The organism is Sphingobium sp. BS19 (assembly GCF_027925545.1).
Taxonomy (GTDB): Bacteria; Pseudomonadota; Alphaproteobacteria; order Sphingomonadales; family Sphingomonadaceae; genus Sphingobium.
Genome location: NZ_BSEF01000007.1, coordinates 106,002 through 131,776 on the forward strand (window position 1 = coordinate 106,002; position 25,775 = coordinate 131,776).

Genomic DNA, 25,775 nt, shown 5'->3' on the forward strand with positions numbered 1-25,775 from the left:
GGGGCACTATCAGCGAAAGTATATGTGACGATGGAACAGAAAATCCGATCCGAACTGCTGAAAATGACCATGGTCATGCTGGTTCTGCTTGGCCTTGGCGTGTACGCGCACGAATTCGTGATTGCCGGCATCAAGGCCAAAGTCGCGCTGAACCTGTCGATCTTCGCAGTGTTCGGCCTCGCGGCGGGCATTGCGTTCCGCCATGTGCTGAACCTGCAGAACGAAGTGCAGGCGCTCAAGGCGCTGAAAGTCGACTATGGCGACCGATCACGCCGCCCGCTCGATCCCTATCGCCATCCTGCGATCGTGTTTCAGGAACCCGAATTGCTCGGGCAAGGCTATCGGCTGATTACCGAAGAGCTGGGCAAGAAGGACGGGTTCCAGATTTCCAATGCCACCGTCCAGGTACTGTTACACGATGTCGACCAGCGCATCAACGATCGCAAGTCGACGCTCATATACTTCTCCGGCCTGATGGTCTTCCTGGGCCTGCTCGGCGCGTTCATGGGTCTGATGAAGACCGTGCATTCGGTGGGCGATCTGATCGGCGGGATGGACGTGTCCGGCAATGCCGGTGGCGACAGCTTCGGCAAGCTGATCGAAGGTATGAAGGCGCCGCTGAACGGTATGTCCGTCGGCTTCTCCTCTTCGCTCTTCGGCCTTATGACGTCGATGGTTCTGGGTGCGCTGGAACGCTTCATGACCAGCGCGATGAAGACGCTGCGCAACGAATTCGAACATTGGTTGTCGAACCTTGCAGCGCTTGAAAACGCGCAAGGTGAGAGCCACTCGGGCGCTGGCGCCGACATGAGCGGCGTCGTGCGCGCTCTTGAAGTGGGCAGCAAACAATTGCGCGACTTGCGGGAGGCAGTCGCCGGTGGCGCGAACATCAATGCCGATGCGCAGCAGTCGATTGCGCATATGGCAAACGCCGTTACGACGCTGTCTCAGTCGGTGCAGAAGGTGTCCGATCCGACGCCGCTGCTCCAACCCATTGCCGATGTCGTGGCCGAATTGGCGCGTAATCAAACTATGATGGTCGGCCAGTTTCAGGGTCTGTTCGACATGGCCGAGCGCGACCGCGCAACGATTAGGCAGATGCTGGATGGCATGAATGCCGGTATCGACCGACAAGGTGCGCTGGACGGGCCGCAGCTTCACGCGCAGCTCGACCGGATGGTGGCGCTGCAATCCGAATTGCTCGATTACAGTACCGATGCGCCGTTGTCCGCGGCGCCCATGCCTGTCACGAGCGCTGCGCCGAGGCGCTGGTTCAGTTCGTTGTTCGCTGGAAATCCGATGCTGTCCGCACGGCGCGAGCGGAAGAAACTGCGCGCCGAAGTGCGCGACGTGATGTTGAGCCAGCGCAGCTTTGCGCGCTCGATCGAGAAAACTCTGGGTCAGTCCATCGGGAAGATCGAGGCGGGGCGCCGCAGCGATCATGGGATCCTCGCCGACATGATCGCGCAGAATGACCGCAATCAGGCACGTCTGACGGCATTGCTCGACCGTCTGAACGTGCTGGAAGGCGAAGGCGTGGCGGGCGAAGGTCCCGATCTGTCCAGTGGTCTGCAAGGGGCACGCCTGGAAATGGAAATGCTGCGGCGTCGCATGAACATCGCGCAGGAACAGCAATCGGTTGGCGAGGATATATCGCAAACCGACGACGTCGCCTATCGCACGCCCGACAGCAAAGCCGGTTGAACAGGAAAGCATCGCATCATGACTATTTCACTGCGTCGCCTCTTCGGTCCCAAGAAAACCTTCAGCCGCGCCGCTGCACGCTATGAGTGCACACTTGACGGCTCCCTGATCGTTATCGATCGTATGGTCACATTCGAAGGGCGTGTTACGGATATTTCCAGCGGCGGGGCCATGTTCCGCCCGCGTCTAGCCTATCTGATGGACCGGCGCGATGTGCCGATCTGCTTGACGATTGGGAATCTGGAAGTCTTCGGCCGCATTGTCAGCACCAGTCCCAAAGGCTTTGGCTTGCGATTCGACGAGCCAATCGATGACGCCGATCTGGCCCGAGTTGTGGGCATGACCGCGGAAGAGCCTGCGCTGGCCTAGGCGTCTACCGGCGGCGCGGGATCGAACACTGACCATCCCGTACGCTGCACTAGGCGTTCCAGCGCCAGCGTACCCAGTTGCGAATTGCCGCGCGCATTGAGGCCGGGCGACCATACCGCAACGGAAGCGATACCGGGCGCAATCGCCAATATTCCGCCGCCGACCCCGGATTTGCCCGGCAGACCGACGCGGAAGGCGAACTCCCCCGATCCATCGTAATGGCCGCAGGTCATCATCAGCGCATTGATGCGTCGCGCCCGTTGCCGTGAGACAATCGTGCGCCCAGTCTCCGGATTGGTGCCGCCGCACATCAGATAACGGCCCGCCAGAGCCAGTTGCCGACAGCTCATCGCCAGCGCGCACTGATGAAAATAGATTCCCAGCGTTCGTTCGACCGGATGATGGATGTTGTCGAATGCGCGCATATATTGCGCCAGCGCCATGTTGCGAAAGCCGGTATCCTGTTCGGCGCGGGCGACTTCCTCATCGATGCCGATGCTCTCGTCCCCGGCTAGCCCACGCACGAAGCGCAAAATCTCGCCGATTGTTTCGCGCGGTTCGTTACGCCCCAGCAGAATATCGGACACGACGATGGCCCCGGCGTTGATGAAAGGGTTGCGCGGGATGCCCAATTCGGTCTCCAACTGAACGATGGAGTTGAAGGCGCTGCCCGACGGCTCGCGTCCGACGCGCTTCCACAGCGCATCGCCGACCATGCCGAGTGCGAGGGTCAGGCCGAAAACCTTCGATACGCTCTGTATCGAAAAGGGCATGTCCGCGTCGCCCGCAGCGTGGCAGGTGCCGTCCGCCTCCACCACAGCGATACCGAATCGGCTGGACGGAACCTTGGCAAGCGGCGGGATATAATCGGCCACAGTCCCGCGATCCGACGCATCGGCCATTTCCCGTGCGATCTCGGCAACGATCGTTCCCAGCCAGCTCGTCATGCCCGTTTCCCCGCGTGCCGCTTGCCTGTTGGCGACATCATCCGCATTATGCCGGGATGCGTACGATTTCCAGCGATGTGGCCGTTAGGCTCTATCATCTTGACGATGCCGACGGCGGCGCGGCGGCGACGCTGCTGTATGGTACGCTTGCCGAGGCGCTCGCCCTGGCCGCAACGCAGAGCGAGGACGTGCAGATGGGTTTGTTTCTGCAAACCAGCAACGACGTGGTCGCTTATCTGGATCTGATCGAGGAATAGACCGACATGGTATCGCAAGCAGATTTGCAGGGTCGCGTCCTGCTGAACGTCGCCGATGGCGTTGCGCATGTTCGGCTCAACCGACCGGACAAGATGAATGCGTTTGACGATGTGCAGTTCAAGGCGCTGGCCGGGCGGATCGACGAGATAGCAGGGCGGCGCGACATTCGCTGCGTCGTGATTTCGGGCGAGGGCCGCGCGTTCAGCGTGGGGGTCGATCTGGCGGCGCTGGCAGAGTCTTCGGATCTGCGCGACTTGATGCCGCGCACGCATGGAGACGCGAACCTGTTCCAGCAATGCGGTTGGGGGCTGCGGACATTGCCGGTGCCGGTCATCGCTGCGGTGCATGGCTTTGCCTTTGGCGCGGGCTTTCAGGTGATGTTGGGCGCGGATATCCGGGTCGCGGCGCCCGACATGGAGTGCGCAATGATGGAAATCCGCTGGGGCATCGCACCCGACATGGGCGGCATCGCATTGCTGCGCGGGTTGGTGCGCAGCGATGTCGCGCGGGAGATCGTGTTCACCGGCAAGCGCGTGAAGGCAGCCGAAGCGGCGGCGCTGGGGCTTGTCAGCCATGTCGCCGACGATCCGCTGGCGGTGGCGATGGAAATGGCGCGGAGCATCGCGTCGTCCAGCCCGGATGCGATCCGCGCGGCCAAGCGTCTGCTCGATCTGCCGTGGGAAACCAATGCAGCGACGATTCTGATGGCCGAATCGCGCGAGCAGACTGCGCTGATGGCATCGGACAATCACCGCGAGGCGCTAACCGCGGCTATGGAAAAGCGACCGCCGGTGTATCGTGATTAGCAGAGACGCCATGTGTGAAGGCTGGACATCGTGAGGCTGCAGAAGGTCAGGTGAAGCCAAGTCATTGACTCGGAATTTTACCGAACACCGCCACTTGAAGGGGCAGGTTGGACAATACGTCCAGTTGCGTGACGGGGACCGAAGAACCATCTGCCTTTCTGGAGGCACTGGATGGATGGTTTTGATGAACGTATCGATGGGACTGCACCAGAGCATTGGGCACCACTCTCGCCCGTGTACACAGGGATTCGTGGCTTGTGCCCTCGTTGCGGAAAAGGTCATATATTCGACGGTTTTCTGACCGTCAGGGACGAGTGTGAAGTCTGCGGGCTGAATTATGCTTTTGCCGATCCAGCGGACGGCCCGGCCGTTTTCGTGCAGTTGTTCGCCTGCATTCCCGGTGTAATTTTTATCATAATGCTGCAAATTATGGCCCAACCGCCATGGTGGGTGCATTTTCTGACGGGTGTGCCCGTTTTGATACTGACGACGATCCTTCCCCTGCGTCCGATCAAGGGGTGGTTGATAGCGGCTCAGTATACGAACAAAGCGCAGGAAGCCGGCACCACGAAATTGTGGGATGAGCTTCACCGGCAAAAAGACTAGGATCGTTGCCTCCTATCTGCCGAACGCCGTTCGGCAGATAGGATGAGAAAGCCGCCGCCCCACATTCGCAGGGCGGCGGCTTTCTCGGTCAGCCCGTTACCGAGAGGCGCGCCACCTCGGTTGTCATGCTTGCGTCGCTGTAGAGCGTGTATTCGTTGCCGTTCTGGGCGTAATGGGCACTCGGATCGATGGTCAGGCCATCGTCGCCATCAAAGTTGACGGTAAGGTGCGAGCTATTGCCGTTGCCGACCAGAGACTGGATGAAGTTCGCGTCGATGGTCAGGTTCGCCTGCACGTCGCTGCCGCGGAAGTCGATGTCGTCGACATTGCTCAATACGCCGAGCAGATTGCTGGCACTGATCGACCCGCTGTTGTTCGCCATCGTCACGGTGTCATAGCCTGCGCCGCCATTGACCGACCAGTTCGCAGACAGGTTCAGCGTGAAGCCGTCGTCGAAGCTGGTGCCGATCACCTGTTCGATACCGCTCAGGCTATCGCCGCTGGCGTCGCCCAGCGATCCGGTGCCCGTCGTCGTGGACAGGTCGAGCGCGATGGCCGAAGAGTCATCGGAATAATCGGCCGTGTCAGTGCCATTGCCGCCGATGAGCGTATCCGCGCCAGCACCGCCGACCAGCGTGTCGTTGCCTTGTCCGCCGTCGAGTATGTTGGCACCGCCATCGCCGACAAGCATGTCGTCATACGTGGAGCCAGTCAGATGCTCGATGCTGGTATAGCTGTCGCCTGCGGCATCGCCGGTGTTCGATCCGCTGTTGGCAAGGTTGGCGACCACGCCCGCTGCGGCTGTCGAATAGTTTGCCGTGTCGGACCCTGCTCCGCCTTCCAGAACGTCGCCGCTGGCGCCGCCGGTCAGGATGTCGTCGCCCGCGCCGCCGGAAAGGCGGTTTGCGTTGCTGTCGCCGGAGAGCATGTCCGCAAAGGCCGAGCCGACCAGGCTTTCGATGCTGGCATAGCTGTCACCGGACGCTTCGCCGGTGTTGGCGAGGCTGTTGGCGAGGTTGGCCGTGATGCCGCCGCTTGCATTGGCATAGCTGGCGGTATCCGTACCCGATCCGCCGTTCAGCGTATCGGCTCCGACGCCACCCACCAGAGTGTCGTCGCCATCGCCACCGATCAGCGTATTGGCGCCCGCATCGCCGATCAGCGTATCGGTAAAGGCCGAACCGATGATGACTTCGATGCTGGAGAGGCTATCGCCGGCTGCATCGGAGCCGCTGCCCAGGGTGCCGTCCATATAGACGGTGACGCCTGCGCCTGCGCCGCTGTAGTCTGCCGTGTCCGTGCCTGCGCCGCCGGTCAGGGTGTCGCCTCCCGCGCCGCCGATCAGCGTATCGTCGCCCGATCCGCCGTCGAGGCGGTTCGCGCTGCCATCACCCGTCAACGTGTCAGCGGAGGACGTGCCGGTCAGGTTTTCGATGCTGGAATAGATATCGCCCGATGCGTCGCCGGTGTTCGATCCGCTGTTCGCCAGGCTGGCGGTGATGCCGCTGCCTGCGCCGGCATAGCTTGCCGTGTCGGAACCCGCGCCGCCGTTCAGCGTGTCTGCGCCTGCGCCGCCGACGAGCGTATCGTCGCCATTGCCGCCGTCCAGCGTGTTGGCATTGCCGTCACCCGTCAGCAAGTCGGCAAAGGCCGAGCCGATGAGGTTTTCGATGGCGGTCAGGGCATCGCCCTGCGCATCGCCGCCCGAACCGGACAGGCCGTTCAGATAAGCGTTTACGCCCGAAGCGGAGGAAGCATAGCTGGCGGTATCGGTGCCGCTGCCGCCGTCGATGCTGTCAGCCCCTGCGCCACCGATGAGCAGATCGTCGCCTGCTTCGCCGTAAATCGTGTCGGCGCCAGCCCCTGCCTGGATCGTATCGTTCCCATCGTTGCCATAGAGCGTGTCGGAGCCAGTGGTGCCGAACAGAGAGTCAGCGTAGCTGCTGCCGATAGCGATTTCAAAGCCGCTGATGGTGTCGCCAGCCGCATCGCCGCCGGTCCCGGCTGTACCGTCAAGATAGACGGTCACGGCCGAGCCGGATGCATTGTAATTGATGGTGTCGTTGCCGCTTCCGCCGATCAGCGTGTCGGCGCCTGCGCTGCCGTAGATTACGTCGTCGCCTGCATCGCCGTCCAGCCGCTCGCTGCCCGATCCGCCGGTGAGCGAGTCGGCATAAGTGGTGCCGACCAGACCTTCGATCGAGATATAGACGTCGCTGTTTGCATCGCTGCCGCTGACGACCAGCGATCCGCTGGCGAAGCTGGCGGTGATGCCCGAGGTGGCAGTGACATAGGAAACGCTGTCGGTGCCTGCGCCGCCGTCCAGCGTGTCCGCATCCGCGCCGCCGACGAGGATGTCGTTGCCGTTGCCACCGATGAGCGTCTGGCTGCCCGTGGTGCCGTAGAGAATATCGTCAAAGTCGGAGCCGATGACACGTTCGACGTTGGACACGCGGTCGCCGGTGGACTCGCCACCGCTGCCCAGCGTTGCGCCATCCAGATAGACTGTAACACCTGCCGTCGAGCCGGCATAGGTGACCGTATCGGTACCAGCGCCACCGTCGATGATGTCGGCGCCCGATCCGCCTGAAAGCGTGTCGTCTCCATCTTCACCGTTTAGCACGTCGTCGCCGACATTGCCGCTGATCGTATCGTCGCCTGCGCCGCCGCTCAGCGTTTCGTTCGCGTTGGAGCCGATGATGGTATCGTTATTGGCCGAGCCTATCGCGGTTTCGATGGACAGCAGCACATCGCCCTCTGCATCGCCACCGGCAGAGGTGGTGCCGTCGAGGTTGAGGGTCACGGCTGCGCCGGAGTCGGAATAGTCCGCCGTGTCGATACCCGTGCCGCCGTTCAGCGTATCTGCACCGGCGCCGCCGTGCATGACATCGTTGCCGCCGTTGCCGGTCAGGACGTTGTCGCCGCTGGTGCCGTAAAGTGTGTCGCCATTCCCGCTACCTGTCGCATTTTCGATGCTGACATAGGTATCGCCAGCCGCATCGCCGCCCGTGCCTGCACCGGTGTCGAGACGGACCGTCACAGCAGCAGACGATGCGGAATAATCGACCGTGTCGCGTCCCGCACCGCCGTCAAGCATGTCCCCGCCTGCGTCACCGCGCAATATGTCTGCGCCGTCATTGCCGAATAGCTGGTTTGCATTGCCATCGCCCGACAAAACGTCGTCATATTGCGTACCGCGCAGGATTTCGATGTTGGTCAAGACATCGCCTGCCGCTTCGCCGCCGGTTCCTGCCGCGCCGTTGAGGCCGATGGTCACCCCGCTTGTGCCGCCCAGATAGGAGACTGTGTCGGTGCCTGCGCCGCCGTCGATGGTGTCGGCGCCGCCCAGGCCGCGGAACCATTCGTCAGCGCCCGTGCCATAGGCCGTATCGTTTGAATTGGTGAGATAAACGATCTGGATGTTGGTGTAGGTGTCGCCTGCGGCTTCGCCACCGATGCCCTGTGTTGTGCCATTGAGGTTGATCGTCACCCCGGCCATCGCGCCCACGGCGGACGGATCGTTGGGATTCGTGCCAAAATACAGCGTATTGATGCCCGCGCCGCCATCGATGATGTCCGCGCCGGCCCCGCCGCTGATAATGTCGTTCCCATCGCCGCCGAGCAGCGTGTCGTTACCCGCCAGGCCGGATAGGCGGTCATCACCCGAACCGCCCTTCAGAACGTTGGCGTTGCTCTCGCCAATCAGCGTATCGAAATAGGCCGAACCGGTGAGGTTTTCGATCGAGATGAACGTATCGCCCAGTGCGTCGCCTCCGACGCCTGAATTATTGGCAAGATCGACGGAGACGGCCGACCCGCTCAGCGAATAGTCGACGGTGTCCGTGTCAGCGCCGCCGTCGTTCACGTCCGATTGCGCGCCGCCCAGGATGATGTCGTTGCCACTGCCACCGCGGAGCGTGTCGACGCCTGCACCGCCATCGATGATATCGTCGCCGTTATTGCCGGTGATGGTGTTCTGGTTGGCATCGCCTGTCAGCGTGTCGTTATAGTTCGACCCGGTAAGGTGGCTGAAGTTGACCAGCGTATCGCCATTGGCATCGCCCAGCGTACCTGTGCCGCTCAGCAGTGAGGCCGAAACAGCCGCCAGCGCGGAGATATAGGTGACAGTGTTGATGTCAGCGCCGCCATCCAGATAGTCGGCACCCGCGCCGCCATCGATGGTGTCGTTGCCAATCTGGCCGTAGACGAAATCGTCACCCGCGCCGCCATTGATCACGTCGTTGCCGTCTTCGCCGTACAGCGTGTCCGCGCCGCCGAGACCGTTGATCGTATCCCCGCCGTTGCCGCCCCAGATCGTGTTGACGTTGTTGTCGCCGCTCAAGGTGTCGGCACTGGCCGAACCGATCAGATTCTCAAAATTGCTCAACACGTCGCCATTGGCATCGCCCACCGTGCCGGTGTTGGTCGCCAGGGACACAGTGACGGCCCCTCCATTGGCATAGCTGACGGTATCGATGTCCGCGCCGCCATTCAGGACGTCGGCACCCGCGCCGCCGATGATCGTATCGTTGCCTGCACCGCCCTGGATGTTGTTCACGACCGACGAACCGACGATGTAATCGCCGAAAGCGGATCCGATGACATTTTCGATGGTGCCGCCGACGAAGATGTCGCCCTGCGCATGGCCACCGGTGTTGCCGGTACCGGTATTCAGGAAGATCGAGACTCCTGCGTCGCTGGCGCTGTAATCGATCGTATCTATGTTGTTGCCGCCTGACAGCGTATCGGCACCCGCGCCGCCGATCAGCGTGTCGTTGCCGTCGCCGCCATTAAGCGTGTCGTCACCGTCGCCGCCATCGAGCGTATCGTTGCCCGCGCCGCCCGAGACGGTTTCCGCATTGGCAGCGCCAACGAATGTATCGGCAAGGCCGGTCAGCGTGTAGTTTTCGATGCTGACATAGGTATCTCCCTGCGCCAGCCCGGTTGAAAGGGCCGCGTTGGTCACGTTTACGGTGAGGCCTGTCGACGAGCTGCTGTAATCGACAGTGTCGAAGCCGTTGCCGCCGTCCAGGGTATCTGCGCCGAGGCCGGGGCGGATGATGTCGTCCCCGTCGCCGCCGACGATGGTGTCGGCATTGGATGAGCCGGTGATGATATCGGCCAGTGAAGACCCGATCACACGTTCGATGCCGATGAGGATATCGCCATTGGCGTCGCCCGCCGTGCCGGCTGTCCCATCCATGCGGACGGAAATGCCGCCGGAAGACGAGTAATCCGCCGTGTCGAAGCCTGCGCCGCCGTCGAGTGTATCTGCGCCCGATCCGCCAACGAGCGTGTCGTCGCCCGATCCGCCTTCCAGCGTTTCGTTGACGCCGGTGCCGTAGATCGTATCTGCATAGGCTGACCCGATGACTCGCTCGACCGCCAGAATGCTGTCGCCCGCGGCATCGCCACCCGATGATAGTGTGCCGTCCAGACGTACGGTGACGCCGGCACTGGAGCCGCTATAGTCGACGATGTCGGTGCCGCTGCCGCCGTCGATGCTATCCGCCTGGCTGAAGCTGACGAAGGTGTCGTTGCCACCCCAGCCCCACAGGACGGTTGCCGTCGTAGTGTTGCCGCGCAGCGTATCGCCATAAGCAAGCGATCCTTCGATCCGCTCGATGCCTGTCAGCGTATCGCCCGCCGCCCAGCCGCCCGATCCTGCCGTGCCGTCGCTGGAAATGGTGACGGCGGCGCCGCTGTTGCGGTAATCTGCGGTGTCGGTGCCATTGCCGCCGATCAATTGATCCGCGCCAAGGCCGCTCTGGATCGTGTCGTCGCCGTCGCCACCGTTCAATATGTCGGCGCCGCCTGCACCGAACAGGAAGTCATTGCCGTCGCCTGCCAGGATCGTCGATCCCGATGCGCTGGCCGTGATTTCGTCGTTCTGGGCCGAACCGATGACGATTTCCGCATCGAAAATCTGGTCGCCTGCGGCGTCGCCACCGGTGCCGAAGCTGCCGTCGAGAAAGATTTTCATGCCGCTGGCAGACGACGCAGAATAATCCACCGTGTCGCTGCCATCGCCACCGCGATAGATATCGGCGCCAGCGCTGCTGATGAAGAGGTCGTCGCCTGCTGCGCCGGTAAAGTCTTCGGCTGCGCTGCTACCTTCGAAGCGGTCGGCGAAGGCCGAACCGATGATCTTTTCGATGCCGGACAGCGTATCGCCCTCCGCATCGCCGCCGCTCGATGTGCCCGAAGTGCGGATGGTAACAGCCGCGCCCGACGCGGAATAGTCGACTGTGTCGATGCCGCTGCCACCGGTCAAAACGTCTGCGCCCGCGCCGCCGATCAGCGTATCGTCGCCGATACCGCCAGTGAGGACGTCGTCGCCCGCTTCGCCGCGCAGCAAGTCGTCGCCGTCGAACCCGTCGAACGTGTCGTTACCCGCACCGCCGATCAGGGTGTCGCCCAGACGCGAACCGACGAACTGTTCGACGTTCGCGAAGGTGTCTCCCGCCGCGTCGCCGCCCGAAGCCGTACCCTGTGTCAGGTCGATGACGACGGCTGCGCCAGAGGTCGTGTAGCTGACGGTATCGATACCGGCGCCACCATCGATCTGATCCGCGCCGCCATCGCCACGCAGCGTATCGTTGCCATCCTGACCCTGCAGAATGTCGCTGCCAGTGCCGCCCGCCAAGACGTCGTCGCCCAGGCCGCCCAGCAGGGTATCGTCGGAGAATGTGCCGGTTATGGTGTCGGCATAGGCCGAGCCGATAACGGATTCTACGGTGGTCAGTCGGTCGCCTGCAGCGATGTCGCCGCTGCTCGATGAACCGTCGAGATTGACGGTAACGCCTGCGGCAGCCGATGCGTAGCTGACGGTGTCGAAGCCAGTGCCGCCGGTCAGCGTATCTGCACCAGCAGTGCCGATCAGCATATCGTCGCCTGCGCCGCCATCCAGAGTATCAGCGGTGGTGCTGCCGGTCAGCGTGTCGTTGAAGTCGGAACCCAGCAGACGCTCGATAGATACGAAGCTGTCGCCATTGGCTTCGCCTGCCGTCCCCGTGTTGCTGATAAGGCTTGCCGTGATACCGCTGGTGGCATGTTCATAGGATGCGGTGTCCATACCGACGCCGCCATCGATGATGTCCGCGCCCAAACCGCCTTCGATAACGTCATTGCCGTCCTGACCGACCAGTGTATCGGCGTTCGCGCCGCCGATCAGTGTATCGCCGAAGGCCGAACCGAGGATGCGTTCGATGTTGAGAAGGACGTCGCCGGAAGCCGAGCCGCCTGCGCCTTCATCGATGCCATTGTTATATACCGTGACCGCTGCGGTCGATGCCGAATAATCCGCCGTGTCGAAGTCGTTGCCGCCGTCCAGCGTGTCGCTGCCCTGACCGCCGACGAGCGTATCGTCGCCCGCGCCGCCATCAAGAGCGTCGCTGCCTGCGCCGCCGTCGATGTTGTCATTGCCTGCGCCGCCGATCAGCGTATCGTTATTGGCCGAACCGATCAGCGTGTCGGCGTTATCCGAACCGATGACACGTTCGATGCCGGTCAGCGTGTCGCCCTGTGCGTCGCCGCCCGTGCCTGTGCCGGTTGCCAGATTGACGGTGACGGCCGCTGCCGACGCAGCATAGCTGGCCGTGTCGATGCCATCGCCACCCGAAAGTGCGTCTGCACCTGCGCCGCCGATGAGCGTATCGTCGCCCGACTGGCCGATCAGGCTGTCGTTGCCGGTGCCGCCGTACAGCGTGTCGGCATTGGCCGAGCCGCGCAGCACTTCGATATTGGCCAGCGTGTCGCCTTCCGCTTCGCCGCCAACGCCTGCGGTGCCGTCGAGATAGACGGTGACGCCCGTCGTCGATGCCGAGTAATCTGCGGTGTCGGTGCCCGCGCCGCCGTCCAGCGCATCTGCGCCCAGACCGCCCGAAAGCGTATCGTTGCCGCCATCGCCGAAAAGCTGATCGGTGCCGTCCAGACCCCGCAGCAGGTCGTCGCCCGCACCGCCTTCGATGCGGTCATTGCCCGCGCTGCCGTCGACAGTGTCGCCGAAAGCGGAACCGATGACGCGTTCGATCGAACTGAGCGTGTCGCCCAGCGCATCGCCGCCGGAACTGGCCACGCCGTCCATACGCACCACAACGCCCGCGCTTGCCGCGGCGTAGCTTGCCGTATCGAAACCGGCACCGCCGTCGAGGATGTCGCCGCCCGTGCCCCCAACAAGGGTATCGTCGCCGCTGCCGCCCGACAGGCTGTCGTTAGCTGCGCCGCCGTCGAGAAGATCGTCGCCCGCGCCACCAAGGATGGTGTCGGCGTTGGCCGAGCCGATGACGCTGTCATTCTGGCTCGTGCCGATGACCTGTTCGATTCCGTTCAGCACATCGCCCGCAGCAAAGCCGCCAGTCGATGCCGTGCCATCCATATAGACGGTGACCGCAACGGCGTTGTTGGAATAATCGACGATGTCGAAGCCGGTGCCGCCGGTCAGGATATCCGCGCCCGCGCTGCTGTAGAGAACGTCGTCGCCGCCGCCCGCATCGACCTGATCGTTGCCGGTCGATCCGTATATGGTGTCGGACAGGCTGGAGCCGATAACCGATTCAATGGAGGTCAGCACGTCGCCCTCGGCGTCGCCGCCGAACGAGACCGTGCCATCCATGTACAGCGTTACGCCCGAAAGCGAGGTTGCATAGGTCGCGGTGTCGGTGCCGAGGCCACCGTCGATGACGTCCGCGCCAAGACCGCCGATAAGAACATCGTCGCCATCCTGCCCGCGCAGGATATCGTCGCCGCCTGCGCCCTGGATAACGTCTGCACCTGCGCCGCCCAGCAGCGTTTCTGCGCCATTGCCGCCGAAGAGACGATCGTCGAAGGCCGAGCCGACGAGCTGTTCAATGTTGACGAGAATATCGCCTGCTGCATCGCTCCGGCTGCCCGAAGTGCCGTCCAGATAGACGGTGATAGCGCTCAACGCGCCAGAATAGCTTGCCGTATCGAAGCCAGTGCCACCGTCGAACTGATCCGCACCAGCGCCGCCGGTCAAGATGTCGTCGCCTGCGCCGCCGGAGAGGATATCGTCGCCTGCGCCGCCCGAAAGCGTATCTGCGCCTGCGCCGCCCAGCAGCGTATCGTCGGTCGTCGTGCCGTTCAGCGTATCGTCGAACGACGAACCGACTAGGCGTTCGATGGTGAACAGTGTGTCACCTGCCGCTTCCGAGCCGGAGCCTGCCGTGCCGTCAAGCGAGACGGTGACCGCGCCAGTCGCGCCGCTGTAATCCGCCGTGTCGGTGCCTGCGCCGCCATAGAGCGCGTCCGCGCCAGCGCCGCCGACGAGGGTATCGTCGCCCGCGTTGCCATAGAGGCTTTCGTCGGCTGCACCGCCGTGGATGCTATCCGCCTGTGCTGAGCCCAGAACCCGCTCGATGTTGGTGAGCATGTCGCCATCGGCGTCGCTGCCGCTGCTCGCCAGTCCATCCAGATGCACGGTGACTGCGCCGACCGACGCGGAATAATCCGCCGTATCGATGTCTGCGCCGCCATCCAGGCTGTCTGCGCCTGCGCCGCCGATCAGTGTGTCGTCCCCGGTGCCGCCCTGCAGCGTGTCGCTGCCGAAGCCGCCCGAAATGCTGTCATTGCCTGCGCCGCCAATCAGCGTGTCGTCTGCGGTCGCGCCCGTCAGCACGTCGGCCAAGCCGGAACCTACGATGCGTTCGATGGAGGTCAACTGGTCGCCTGCCGCATCGCCGCCGATGCCTGCCGCGCCGCCCAGGCCGATTGTTACGCCCGATGCCGAGCCGGAATAATCGACGGTATCGAAACCGGCATTGCCATCAAGCTGATCAGCGCCTGCTGAACCGAGGATCGTATCGTCGCCGTCACCACCCGAGATGTTTTCACCCACGGAACCCCCGCGCAAGGTATCGGCAAAGGCCGAACCAACGAGCCGCTCGACGTTGCTAAGGGTATCCCCCGCTGCGTCGCCGCCGGTCTGTGTGCCGCCGTCGAGGCCAACGTTCACCGCGCTCGCGGAACTGGCATAGCTGGCGGTGTCGAAGCCTGCGCCGCCGTCGATGGCGTCTGCGCCTGCGCCGCCCAGCAGCATGTCGTCGCCCGCGCCGCCGAGCAGGCTGTCGTTGCCAGCGCCGCCGTTCAGCGTATCCGCGCCATCATTGCCTTCCAGAATGTCAGCGCCATCGGTGCCGTTCAGCGTATCGGCATTGAGCGAGCCGATAACCCGTTCGACATTGGTGAGGGCATCGCCTGCGGCGTCGCCGCCCAGCGATACCGACCCGTCGAGATTGACAGTGACCGCGGCAGCAGAAGCGGAATAGTCGGCCGTATCGGTGCCTGCGCCACCATCGAAAATGTCTGCGCCCGCACTGCCCATCAACACATCGTTGCCGCCGCCGCCACGCAGCGTATCGACGCCCGCGCGACCTGAGAGCGAATCGGCAAAGGCCGAACCTTCGAGGATTTCGGCGTTGGTGATGATATCGCCCGCCGCATCGCCACCGACACCGGCAGCTCCAGCCAGCGAGGCCGTTACGCCCGAAGCCGATCCGGCATAGCTGACCGTATCGATGCCATTGCCGCCGTCGATGCTGTCCGCACCTGCGCCGCCGGTCAGTATATCGTCGCCCGATCCGCCGGACAGGGTATCGTTGCCCGCGGCGCCGTTAATGCTGTCGTCGCCTGCCTGACCCAGCAGGATATCGTCGCCAGTGCTGCCCGTCAGGACATCCGCGTCGCCTGAGCCGACCACCCGTTCGATGCTGACATAGCTGTCGCCCTGCGCATCGCCGCCGATGCCGGTCGATCCGTCAAGCGTAACGGTGACGCCCGTAGTCGACGTGCTGTAATCGGCAGTATCTGTGCCTGCGCCACCTTCGAGCAAGTCAGCGCCCGATCCGCCCGCCAGCACGTCGTTGCCAGCACCGCCACGCAAGGTATCGCCGCCGCCATTGCCGGTCAGGGTGTCATTGCCGTCCGCGCCTTCCAGCGTTTCGCCTGCAGAACCGCCGGTGATGATGTCGTCGAACGCCGATCCGATGACGCGCTCGATACGCACCAACGTATCGCCTGCGGCATCACCGCCGGATGCGCTGGAACCGTCGAGGATGATTTGCACACCTGCCGACGAAGCTGAGTAATCCGCCGTGTCGAAGCCTGCGCCGCCATCGATGCTGTCCGCACCTGCGCCGCCCGCGATGATGTCGTCACCCGTGCCGCCGTCGATGCTGTCTGCGCCCGCGCCACCGCTCAGCGTGTCGATGCCCGCACCGCCGACGATGACTTCGTCGCTGGCGGAGCCGATTACAGTGTCGTCGAAATCGGAACCAATGATGTTTTCCACGCTCGCGAAGCTGTCACCCTGTGCGTCGCCGCCCGTGCCGGTGCCCGTTGCCAGATTGACCGTGACGCCGCTGCCCGCATTGGCGAAGCTCACAGTGTCGATGCCGCTACCGCCATCGAACGCATCTGCGCCTGCGCCGCCGTCCATGACGTCGTCGCCTGCGCCGCCCAACAGGCTGTCATTGCCTGCGCCGCCGCTCAGCGTGTCGTTACCCGCGCCACCGTCGAGGATGTCGTTGCCTGTCGATCCGGAAAGGGTATCGCCCTGCGTCGATCCGATGATGCGCTCGATCTGGACCAGGCGGTCGCCCGATGCGTCGCCGCTCGAACCGAAGCTGCCGTCCAGACCGATGGTGACCCCGGCAGCAGACGTGGAGTAGTCCGCCGTGTCGGTGCCAGCGCCACCGATCAGCGTATCGTTGCCGAGGCTGCCGACGAGTACGTCGTCGCCTGCGCCGCCATCCAGCGTTTCGCTGTCCATGCCGCCGATCAGGCGATCTGCATGACCCGAACCGACGATGCGTTCGATGCCCGATAGGGTATCGCCCGCCGCATCGCCGCCGATGCCCGTGCTGCCGTCGAGACCGACGGTCACGCCAGCGCTGGACGTCGAATAATCGGCCGTGTCGGTGCCGACGCCGCCGTCCAGCACGTCTGCGCCAACGCCACCGCGCAACAGATCGTCGCCGGTCCCGCCGCGTAGGGTATCTGCCCCTATGCTGCCCAGCAGCGTATCGTCATAGTCCGAACCGACCAGGATTTCGACGCCGTTCAGCGTGTCGCCCTGTGCCGTGCCGCCAGCGCCGACGCTACCGTCGAGGCCGATGGTGACGGCCGAAGCGGAGTCTGCATAGCTGGCCGTGTCGTTGCCTGCGCCGCCGGAGATTGCATCCGCACCGTCGCCACCCAAGATGACGTCGTTGCCCGCGTCGCCCGAAAGCGTGTCGTCGCCACCGCCGCCTTCAATGCGGTCATCGCCCGCGCCGCCAGCGATGGTTTCGGCAAGCGCCGCACCGATCAGCGTATCGCCATTGGCGGAGCCAACCAGGCGTTCGATGTTGAGCAGCACATCGCCGCCCGCATCGCCGCCGCTGCCCGCGCGGCCATCAAGATAAGCCGTAACTGCCGAGCCGGATGCCGCGTAGCTGACAGTATCGTTGCCCGCATCGCCGTCCAGCGTATCCGCGCCCGCGCTGCCCAGCAGAGTATCGTCGCCCGCGCCGCTCTGGATGGTTTCACTGTCGGCACCGCCGCCCAGTGTATCGGCAAAGCCCGACCCGATCAGGATGTTGATGTTATTCAGCGTATCGCCAAGCGCTTCGCCCGCCGTGCCTGCGCTGCCTGACAGGTCGACCGCTACACCCGCCGTTGCCGCCGCATAGCTGGCAGTATCGGTGCCGCCATTGCCATCGATGGCATCCGCGCCAAGGCCGCCGCTCAATACGTCGTCGCCGCTACCGCCGGTCAGCACGTCGTTGCCCGCACCGCCGGTGATGGTGTCGTCGCCGGCTGCGCCGTCCAGCACGTCATCGGCGTTACCGCCGACGATGACGTCGCTCTGGCCTGAACCGATGACGCCTTCGATGCCCGAAAGCACGTCGCCTTCGGCATCGCCGCCGGTGCTAGGTCCGCCGTCGAGGCTTACGTTCACGCCGACGCTGGAACCGGCATAGCTGGTCGTGTCGAAGCCTGCGCCGCCGGTCAGGACGTCTGCGCCTGCGCCGCCAATCAGCAGATCGTCGCCTGCACCGCCCAGCAATGTGTCGGACCCGGCATTGCCCCGCAACGTATCGTTGCCCGCGCCGCCATCCAGTGTTTCATTCTGACTTGTGCCGGTCAGCGTATCGTCGAACGCCGAACCCACGACATTTTCGATGGAGGACAGGGTATCGCCCTGCGCATCGCCGCCCGCCGAAAGCGAACCATCGAGATTGACGCTGATCGCTGCGCTGGAAGTCGAATAGTCTGCCGTATCGGTGCCCGCGCCGCCCGAAAGGGTGTCGCCGCCTGCGCCGCCGTTCAGGATATCGTCGCCCGTGCCGCCGTCGAGGGTATCGACGCCAGTACCGCCCGACAATATGTCGTTGCCTGCATTACCGCGCAGATCGTCGTCGCCGGTCGATCCGGCAATGGTATCGGCAAAGCCGGTGCCATCGACTATTTCGATGCTGACGAAGCTGTCGCCCGCCGCTTCGCCGCCGGTGCCGCCCGTCGCTAGGTTGAGCGTAACGCCCGCGCTGGCGAGCGAATAGTCCGCCGTATCGGTGCCTGCGCCGCCATCCAGAACGTCGGCACCCATGCCGCCGCGCAGGATATCGTCGCCTGCGTTGCCGTGAAGCTGTTCATTGGCCGCCGAGCCGGTAACGATGTCGGCAAAGGCCGAGCCGGACACGATTTCGATGCTGGTGAGCTGATCGCCTTCGGCCAGGCCGCCAAAGCTGACGGTGCCGTTCAGGTTGACCTGAACCCCGGTGCCCGATGCGCTGTAGTCGATCGTATCGGTGCCGGTGCCGCCGTCGATGGCGTCCGCGCCCGTGCCGCCGTCGATGACGTCGTTGCCTGCGCCGCCACGCAGCGTATCGTCGCCGCCCGCACCGGAAATGCTGTCGTTACCCGCGCCGCCCTCGATCATGTCGGCCGATGAGGAGCCCGCGATCGTGTCGTCAAAGCCGGAACCGACCACATGTTCGATGCTGTCGAGAATATCGCCTGCGGCGTCGCCCTGCGTACCTGTTCCGTTTGCAAGCGACACTGCGATGCCAGCGGTCGCGTCGGAATAGTCTGCCGTATCTAAGCCCGCGCCGCCCATAAGGCGATCTGCACCGCCGCGACCGCCCAGGCGATCGTCGCCTGCGCTGCCCGTCAGCGTATCGGCTGCGCCAGTGCCCAGCAGTACGTCGTCGAAATCCGAGCCGATGAGGTTTTCGACGTTGCTGAGCTGGTCGCCTTCGGCTGCACCGCCCGTCGAGGTGGTGCCATCGACCGAGACGTTTACGCCCGAAGTGGAGGTGGAATAGTCCACAGTATCGACGCCTGCGCCGCCGTCGATGCGGTCCGCGCCTGCGCCGCCGTCGATCAGGTCGTTGCCTGCGCCGCCGCGCAGGTCGTCGTCCCCGCCGCCGCCAACGACAACGTCGTTGCCGGCGCCGCCGTCCAGAACGTCGGCCTGATTGCTGCCGGTGATGCTGTCGTCCAGCGTGGAGCCGATAACGCCTTCGATGCTGATGAGCTGATCGTTGGCAGCGTCGCCACCGACGCCCTGGGATCCGTCCAGAACGATCTGTACGGCGCCCGCCGACGCGCTGTAATCGACCGTGTCGAAGCCTACACCGCCGTCCACGATGTCGGCGCCCGCGCTGCCCAGAATGCGGTCGTCGCCTGCGCCGCCGCGAACGGTATCGGCAGAGCCGCCGCCGCCGAGAACGTCGCCGAATCCCGACCCTTCGAGAATTTCGATGTCGGTCAGGCTGTCGCCCAAGGCATCGCCGCCCGTGCCCAGCGTACCGTCCAGCGATACCGAAACGCCAGCCGTCGCACCGGCATAGCTTGCCGTGTCGATGCCATTGCCGCCCTGAATGTCGTCAGCGCCTGCGCCACCGTTCAGAATATCGTTGCCGCTGCCGCCGCGAAGGCTGTCGTCGCCAGCGCCGCCGGTGATGATGTCATCGCCCGCGCCACCGGTCAGTACTTCATTCGCCGTACTGCCGTTCAGGATATCGTCAAAGCTGGATCCAGTCACATTTTCGATGCCGATAAGCTGATCGCCTGTCGCATCGCCACCGCTGCTGGCGGACCCGTCAAGGTTGATGGTGACGGCGACGGAGGACGTTGAATAGTCCACGGTGTCGCTACCCGCACCGCCATCCAGCACGTCCGCAGCGCTGCCGCCGCTTAGAATGTCGTCACCTGCGCCACCGCGCAGCGTGTCATTGCCAGCTGCGCCGCTGATACTGTCATTGCCTGCGCCGCCTTCCAGCGTGTCGTTCTGCAGGCCGCCAGTCAATGTGTCGTTGAAGTCGGAACCGATCAGGCGCTCGATGCCGGTCATCACGTCGCCCTGTGCGTCTCCGCCAGAACCCGTGCTACCGTCCAGCCCAGCGGAAATCGCCACCAGCGAGGAAGAGTAATCGACTGTGTCGAAGCCTGCCCCACCGTCCAGTATGTCACCGCCCGCGCCGCCTTCCAGGGTATCGTTGCCTGCGCCGCCCTGAAGCGTGTCGATACCGTCGCGACCGACCAGAAGGTCGTCGCCCGCACCGCCGGAAATTGCATCGTCGCTTGCCGCGCCGCTCAATATGTCTGCGCCGGACGAACCGACCAGCTTTTCGATAGAGACCAGCGCATCGCCTTGGGCGTCGCCGCCGGTGCCGGTGCCGGTGGCCAGATCGACGGTCACACCCAGTGCAGAGCTGCTGTAATCGGCCGTATCGATGCCTGCGCCGCCGTCCAGAAGATCCGCGCCTCCGCGACCCTCCAGGCGATCGTCGCCGCCGCCGCCGATCAAATCTTCGTCCGCCGCTCCACCCGTAATCGCATCGGCAAAAGCCGTACCGACCACCCGTTCGATGGACAGCAATATGTCGCCGGTCGCCTGACCGCCAAGACCGGTCGATCCGTCGAGCATCACGGTGACGCCGCCGCCGGATGCACTGTAGTCGGCTGTGTCCCGACCTGCGCCGCCGTCGATTACGTCAGCGCCTGCGCCGCCTTCGATAAAGTCATTGCCATCGCCACCGATCAGGGTGTCGTTGTTGGCGCCACCGCGCAACGTGTCGTTGCCAGCGCCACCTTCCAACTGATCGGCATTGTTGCCGCCTGTCAGGGTATCGTCAAAGGCCGAACCGATGATGGTTTCGATGCTGGACAGCACGTCGCCCTGTGCATCGCCGCCGGTTCCGGTGGATCCATCCAGTGCGACAGTCACGCCCGCTCTGGAGTCGGAATAGTCGGCGGCATCGATGCCCAATCCGCCGTCGATCATGTCGGCGCCCGCGCCGCCGTTAAGAACGTCGCTGCCTTCGCCGCCTTGCAGGGAGTCGATGCCTGCGCCGCCCGACAGACGGTCGTCGCCATTGCCGCCGATCAACGTGTCGTTACCGGCATTGCCGGTCAGCGTATCCGATCCGCCGCCGCCTTCCAGTACTTCGTCGGCGCCGACGCCGGTGATGGTGTCGGAATATTCGGAGCCGAGAATACGTTCGACATTACGGACGGTGTCGCCCGCCGCATCGCCGCCCTGGCCGACGCTGCCGTCGAGGATAAGGGTGATACCGCTGGTGCTGGCGGAATAGTCCGCGACGTCGAAGCCTGCCCCGCCGTCCAGAATGTCCGCGCCTGCACGTCCGGCCAGGCTGTCATTGCCAGCGCCGCCCGAAAGGCTGTCGGCATTGTCGCCACCGATAAGCGTATCGTCGAAGCTGGATCCGACAACGGCTTCGATGCTGACCAGCGTATCGCCTGCGGCATGGCCGCCCGAAGCGTTGCCCGTGCCCAGATTGACCGATACGCCTGCATCGGAGGCACTATAGTCGGCAGTGTCGAAACCGGCACCGCCTTCCAGCGTGTCGGCACCGGCAAAGCCGGTCAGGCGATCGTTGCCGCCCTGGCCGCGCAGGATGTCATCTTCGGCCGAACCGTAAAGCGTGTCGGCAAAGGCCGATCCGGAAATCCCCTCGATGTTTGCGAAGCTGTCACCCGCCGCGTCGCCGCCAGTGTTGGCACGACCGTCGAGGCCTGCAACAATCGCTGCGTTGGACAGGCTATAGTCTGCGATATCGACGCCTGCGCCGCCATCCAGCGCATCCGCGCCGCCGCCGCCCTGCAGCACGTCATTGCCCTGTCCACCTTCAAGAGTGTCGCTGCCGACACTGCCGGTGATACTGTCGTCAAAGGCCGAACCGACGATGCGTTCGATCTGCGACAGGCTGTCGCCCTGCGCGTCGCCGCCCAGGCCGATGGATCCGTCATTGGAAATGATCACGTTCGATGCCGACTGCGAATAGTCCGCCGTGTCGAAGCCTGCGCCGCCGATCAGTTCGTCACTGCCAAGGCCGCCACGCAGCACATCGTCACCTGCGCCACCCGTCAGGCGGTTCGCGCCGTCATTGCCGATCAGTTCGTCATTGAATGCCGATCCGGTGACACCTTCGATACCTGTCAGGCTATCGCCTGCAGCATCGCCGCCGGTGCCGAGCGATCCGTCCAGAGCGATTCGCACACCGCTGGCCGAAGTCGAATAACTCGCGATGTCGAAGCCCACGCCGCCGTCGAGGATGTCGGCGCCTGCCCCACCCGAAAGCGTATCATTGCCTTCGCCGCCCGCCAGCCGGTTGACCCCGGCGTTACCTGTCAGGCCGTCATCGTAGTTGGAGCCGGAAAGATTTTCGATACTGTCGAAGCTATCACCCTGCGCAGAACCACCGGTTGCCGTACCTGTGACAAGGCTGGCGGATATCGCCGCGCTCGAATCGCTGTAGTCGGCCGTGTCGCTGCCCGCGCCGCCGATGAGGGTGTCTGCACCCTGACCGCCGCGCAACAGGTCATCGCCGTCCCGGCCTTCCAGCGTGTTATCGCCACTGTTGCCGATGAGGGTATCGGCATAAGCGCTGCCCAGCACCCGCTCTACGCCCGAAATCTGATCGCCTTCGGCTTGGTCGCCTGAAGAGACATTCCCATCCAGTCGAACAGTAACGGCACCCTGTGCCGAGGAATAATCGACTGTGTCGAAGCCGTCTTCGCCCTGCAACTGATCGGCGCCCGCGCCGCCAATGAGCGTATCGTCGCCAAGCCCGCCCTTAAGAATGTTGTTCTGATCGTCGCCGGTCAGCCGGTCGGCATGGTCGGAACCGACCAAGCGTTCGATGCCGGACAGCACGTCGCCTTGCGCGTCTCCACCGATGCCGGTCGAGCCATCCAGAGCAACGGTGACGCCCGCTGCCGAGCCACCATAATCGGCGGTGTCGGAGCCTTCGCCGCCTTGCAGAATGTCAGCGCCTGCGCCTCCAGTGAGAACGTCGTCGCCGCTACGGCCTTCCAGCCGATCGTCGCTAGTACCGCCGATCAGGCTATCGTCGAGGGACGAGCCAACCACGCGCTCGATGCTCTGCAGCATGTCGCCATCGGCGTCGCCGCCTTCGGAAAGTCCGCCGTCGAGACGTACCGTCACGGCAAAGCGCGACAGGCTGTAATCGACGGTATCGTTACCCGCGCCGCCGTCCAGCGTGTCTGCGCCGCCCAGACCGAGCAGCGTGTCGTCTCCATCATTGCCCAGCAAGATGTCCGCTCTGGCAGTGCCGATCAGCGTATCGTCGAAGCGCGATCCTTCCAGCCCTTCGATGCTGACGAACACATCGCCAACTGGATCGCCGCCTTCCAGCGTGGATCCGTCCAGTGCCACGCGCACGCCGCTCGCCGCGCTGTCGTAGCTGGCGATATCGAAACCGTCGCCGCCATCCAGAGTGTCGGCACCCGCGCCGCCTTCGATCACGTCGTCGCCAAGGCCGCCCTTGAGCGTCTGCGCCCCTATGCCGCCAACCAGGCGGTCGCTGAAATCCGAACCCGTCAGATTTTCGATATTGCTGTAACGGTCGCCTTCTGCGTCGCCGCCCGATCCGGCACGCCCATCCAGGAAGACGGTGACGCCCACGGTGCTGTCGCTGAAATCGACCGAGTCTGTGCCTGCGCCGCCATCGATCGTATCCGCGCCTGCGCCGCCCTTAAGAATATTGTCGCCCGCGTCGCCGGTGAGCGTATCGTCGAAGCTGGAGCCGGTGAGCGCTTCGATGTTGCTCAGTACGTCGCCTTGTGCATCGCCGCCGATGCCGGGCGTGCCACTCAGCGCCACTTGGACGCCAGCACCAGCGCCGGAATAATCCGCGACGTCAAAACCTGCGCCGCCGTCCAGTCGATCGGCACCGCCGCCGCCCTTCAGAACATCGTTGCCTGCGCCACCGTCCAGTTGCTCATCGGCAGCACTGCCGACAAGAATATCCGCACCCCCTGTGCCGATGACATGCTCGACGCTGATCAGCTGATCGCCTTCGGCTTCGCCGCCGTGCGAAGCGGTTCCATCGAGATGGATTTCGACGCCTTTGCCATCCTTTCCGACCACGATCTTCGAATAATCGACCGTGTCAGAGCCTGCGCCACCGTCGATACGGTCGGCACCGGCGCCGCCATCGAAGCGGTTATCGCCAGCGTTACCCGTCAGATTGTCGTCATAAGCTGAGCCCGTCAGCCCTTCGACATTGACGTAGGTGTCGCCGCGTGCATATCCGCCCGATCCCGTTCCGGTGGCAAGATTGGCTTGCACGCCCACATTGGACTGCGCGTAGCTGACGATGTCGACACCCGTACCGCCGTCGATCTGGTCTTCGCCAGCACCTGCGACAATGCGATCATTGCCATCGCCTGCATTGACGACGGTGCCCGGCGGGTTGGAGAAAAGAACATAGACCGGATTGCCGCTGACCGGATCGGTAACCACCATATCCGAAGCGCTGTTGACGACCTTGATACCGAAATGGGTGGAGACTTCGACGCTGTTGGAACTGTTCTTCCCGTCGGTCGACAGGCCAAGCTGAACCGGCAGGAAGAATTCATCCTGAAAGCCGCTGGACGCCGCAGCCTTGCCCTCTGCAGGGATATTGTAAACAAGACTGACATCGAAGGCGAAATGCGATTGGTTTGTCGGCAACGGCACGGTCTTTCCCGTGGCATCGACAGTGGTGGTCAGCTTGGTAATGTTGCCTGCGTCAACCGCGACCAGCCATCCCTTGTCTGTCTGCGTGGCGTTGGCGATGGAATAGCCCGCAGGCAGGGACGGGATCAGAATCGACAGCAGCGACAGATCCTTGGCAGGAACCATCGCTTCGACATGCAGAACGCGCAGGGACGTGCCGGACGGCGTTATCGCTGGATTGTCGGCATAGATGGTGTCGTCACCTGCCGTTCCGCTGACCTGTTCCTTGGTCGATTGCGCGCCATAGCTGGCGTCCTTTGCCGATCCGGTGCCACCTGTGGAACCGCGCACGACGGTTTCCCCGGCTTCGGCGCCGGTTTTCACGCCTTCCTGGTTGAACAGGGTGAATTTAAGCTGAGGCACCAACTTGCCAATGCCGGCCTCGCCAATCGCATCATCCGGCGTAGGCTCGACGGAGCGCGCCGATGGCGGGCTGGCGGGGGCACCGGCACTGGAGGGTGTGTTGCTGATCTTCTGCGTCAGACGGCTCGCGTCTTCATCGGACTTGTGCTGGTTGTCTTCCTTGGCCGCCGCGTTGGCCTGCGACTGGGCGGAATCGGTGGGCTGAATGCCTCCGGCGTTCTTGTCCTTTTCGCCTACCGCCTGCTTCGTCGTTTCCTCGTCGGCGCTGGCAGACGACAGTCCGAATTTTATGGGCGAAGACTGTTCCTTGATTTCGCCGACGCCGTCCACGGCCGCTTCGGCCGCCATGGTCTTGTCCTTGAACACCAATTGAGGATTGCTACCGGAAAACACAGCAAGTGCCATGCCGGGGATAATGATCTTCGTGCCGTCTTCAAACAGCAGGACGACATCGACATCGATAATTTCTGCTTTGAACGCGCCGAAGAAGCGTTCCAACACGGCACGACCATCGTCGCCCAGATTGATAATCTTGGCATCGCCATAATTGGTCATGCCCTTCGCGACGTTCACGTCGATATCGGCGGGCACTTCGGCGGCATGCGCGACAGGCTCTTTGATAACGGCACCCTTGCCGCCCCGTCCCGTACTGCCTTTAATCCTGGCCATCGCGCG

The 25,775-nt window shown here is 63.7% G+C and carries 7 protein-coding genes; 5 read left to right on the forward strand and 2 right to left on the reverse strand.

The features are described from left to right. The first annotated feature begins 30 nt into the window (after positions 1-30). Positions 31-1,704 carry a hypothetical protein gene (locus tag QMG56_RS09805; RefSeq protein ID WP_281822372.1) on the forward strand — a complete coding sequence of 558 codons (1,674 nt, stop codon included), beginning with the start codon at positions 31-33 and terminating at the stop codon, positions 1,702-1,704. 18 nt (positions 1,705-1,722) lie between these two features. Then, positions 1,723-2,073 (forward strand): PilZ domain-containing protein, encoded by a 351-nt coding sequence (locus tag QMG56_RS09810; protein ID WP_230186378.1) that lies wholly within the window; start codon positions 1,723-1,725, stop codon positions 2,071-2,073. Here the strand turns inward: QMG56_RS09810 and QMG56_RS09815 are convergent. Continuing rightward, entirely contained in the window at positions 2,070-3,020 is a 951-nt protein-coding gene (locus QMG56_RS09815) for a glutaminase (protein ID WP_281822373.1), read from the reverse strand. The two genes, QMG56_RS09810 and QMG56_RS09815, sit on opposite strands and share 4 nt — an antisense overlap. A 56-nt stretch (positions 3,021-3,076) precedes the next feature. Between QMG56_RS09815 and QMG56_RS09820 the strand changes: the two genes are divergently transcribed. From QMG56_RS09820 to QMG56_RS09830, 3 genes are all read left to right on the forward strand, one after another. Then, positions 3,077-3,277 carry a hypothetical protein gene (locus tag QMG56_RS09820; RefSeq protein ID WP_230186380.1) on the forward strand — a complete coding sequence of 67 codons (201 nt, stop codon included), beginning with the start codon at positions 3,077-3,079 and terminating at the stop codon, positions 3,275-3,277. Between the two features lie 6 nt (positions 3,278-3,283). After that, complete coding sequence (locus QMG56_RS09825) at positions 3,284-4,084, forward strand: crotonase/enoyl-CoA hydratase family protein (protein ID WP_281822374.1); 801 nt, start codon at positions 3,284-3,286, stop codon at positions 4,082-4,084. Between the two features lie 171 nt (positions 4,085-4,255). Next, positions 4,256-4,690: a DUF983 domain-containing protein gene (locus QMG56_RS09830; protein ID WP_281822375.1), complete on the forward strand. Its 435-nt coding sequence runs from the start codon at positions 4,256-4,258 to the stop codon at positions 4,688-4,690. Between the two features lie 88 nt (positions 4,691-4,778). Here QMG56_RS09830 and QMG56_RS09835 read toward each other — a convergent pair whose 3' ends face one another. After that, positions 4,779-25,769 (reverse strand): S-layer family protein, encoded by a 20,991-nt coding sequence (locus tag QMG56_RS09835; protein WP_281822377.1) that lies wholly within the window; start codon positions 25,767-25,769, stop codon positions 4,779-4,781. Positions 25,770-25,775 lie beyond the last annotated feature (6 nt).

Excerpts from the sequence above, each read along its gene's own strand:
- QMG56_RS09805 (WP_281822372.1), top strand. The coding sequence starts at position 31 with ATGGAACAGAAAATCCGATCCGAACTGCTGAAAATGACCATGGTCATG.
- QMG56_RS09810 (WP_230186378.1), top strand. The coding sequence starts at position 1,723 with ATGACTATTTCACTGCGTCGCCTCTTCGGTCCCAAGAAAACCTTCAGC.
- QMG56_RS09815 (WP_281822373.1), bottom strand. The coding sequence starts at position 3,020 with ATGACGAGCTGGCTGGGAACGATCGTTGCCGAGATCGCACGGGAAATG.
- QMG56_RS09820 (WP_230186380.1), top strand. The coding sequence starts at position 3,077 with ATGCGTACGATTTCCAGCGATGTGGCCGTTAGGCTCTATCATCTTGAC.
- QMG56_RS09825 (WP_281822374.1), top strand. The coding sequence starts at position 3,284 with ATGGTATCGCAAGCAGATTTGCAGGGTCGCGTCCTGCTGAACGTCGCC.
- QMG56_RS09830 (WP_281822375.1), top strand. The coding sequence starts at position 4,256 with ATGGATGGTTTTGATGAACGTATCGATGGGACTGCACCAGAGCATTGG.
- QMG56_RS09835 (WP_281822377.1), bottom strand. The coding sequence starts at position 25,769 with ATGGCCAGGATTAAAGGCAGTACGGGACGGGGCGGCAAGGGTGCCGTT.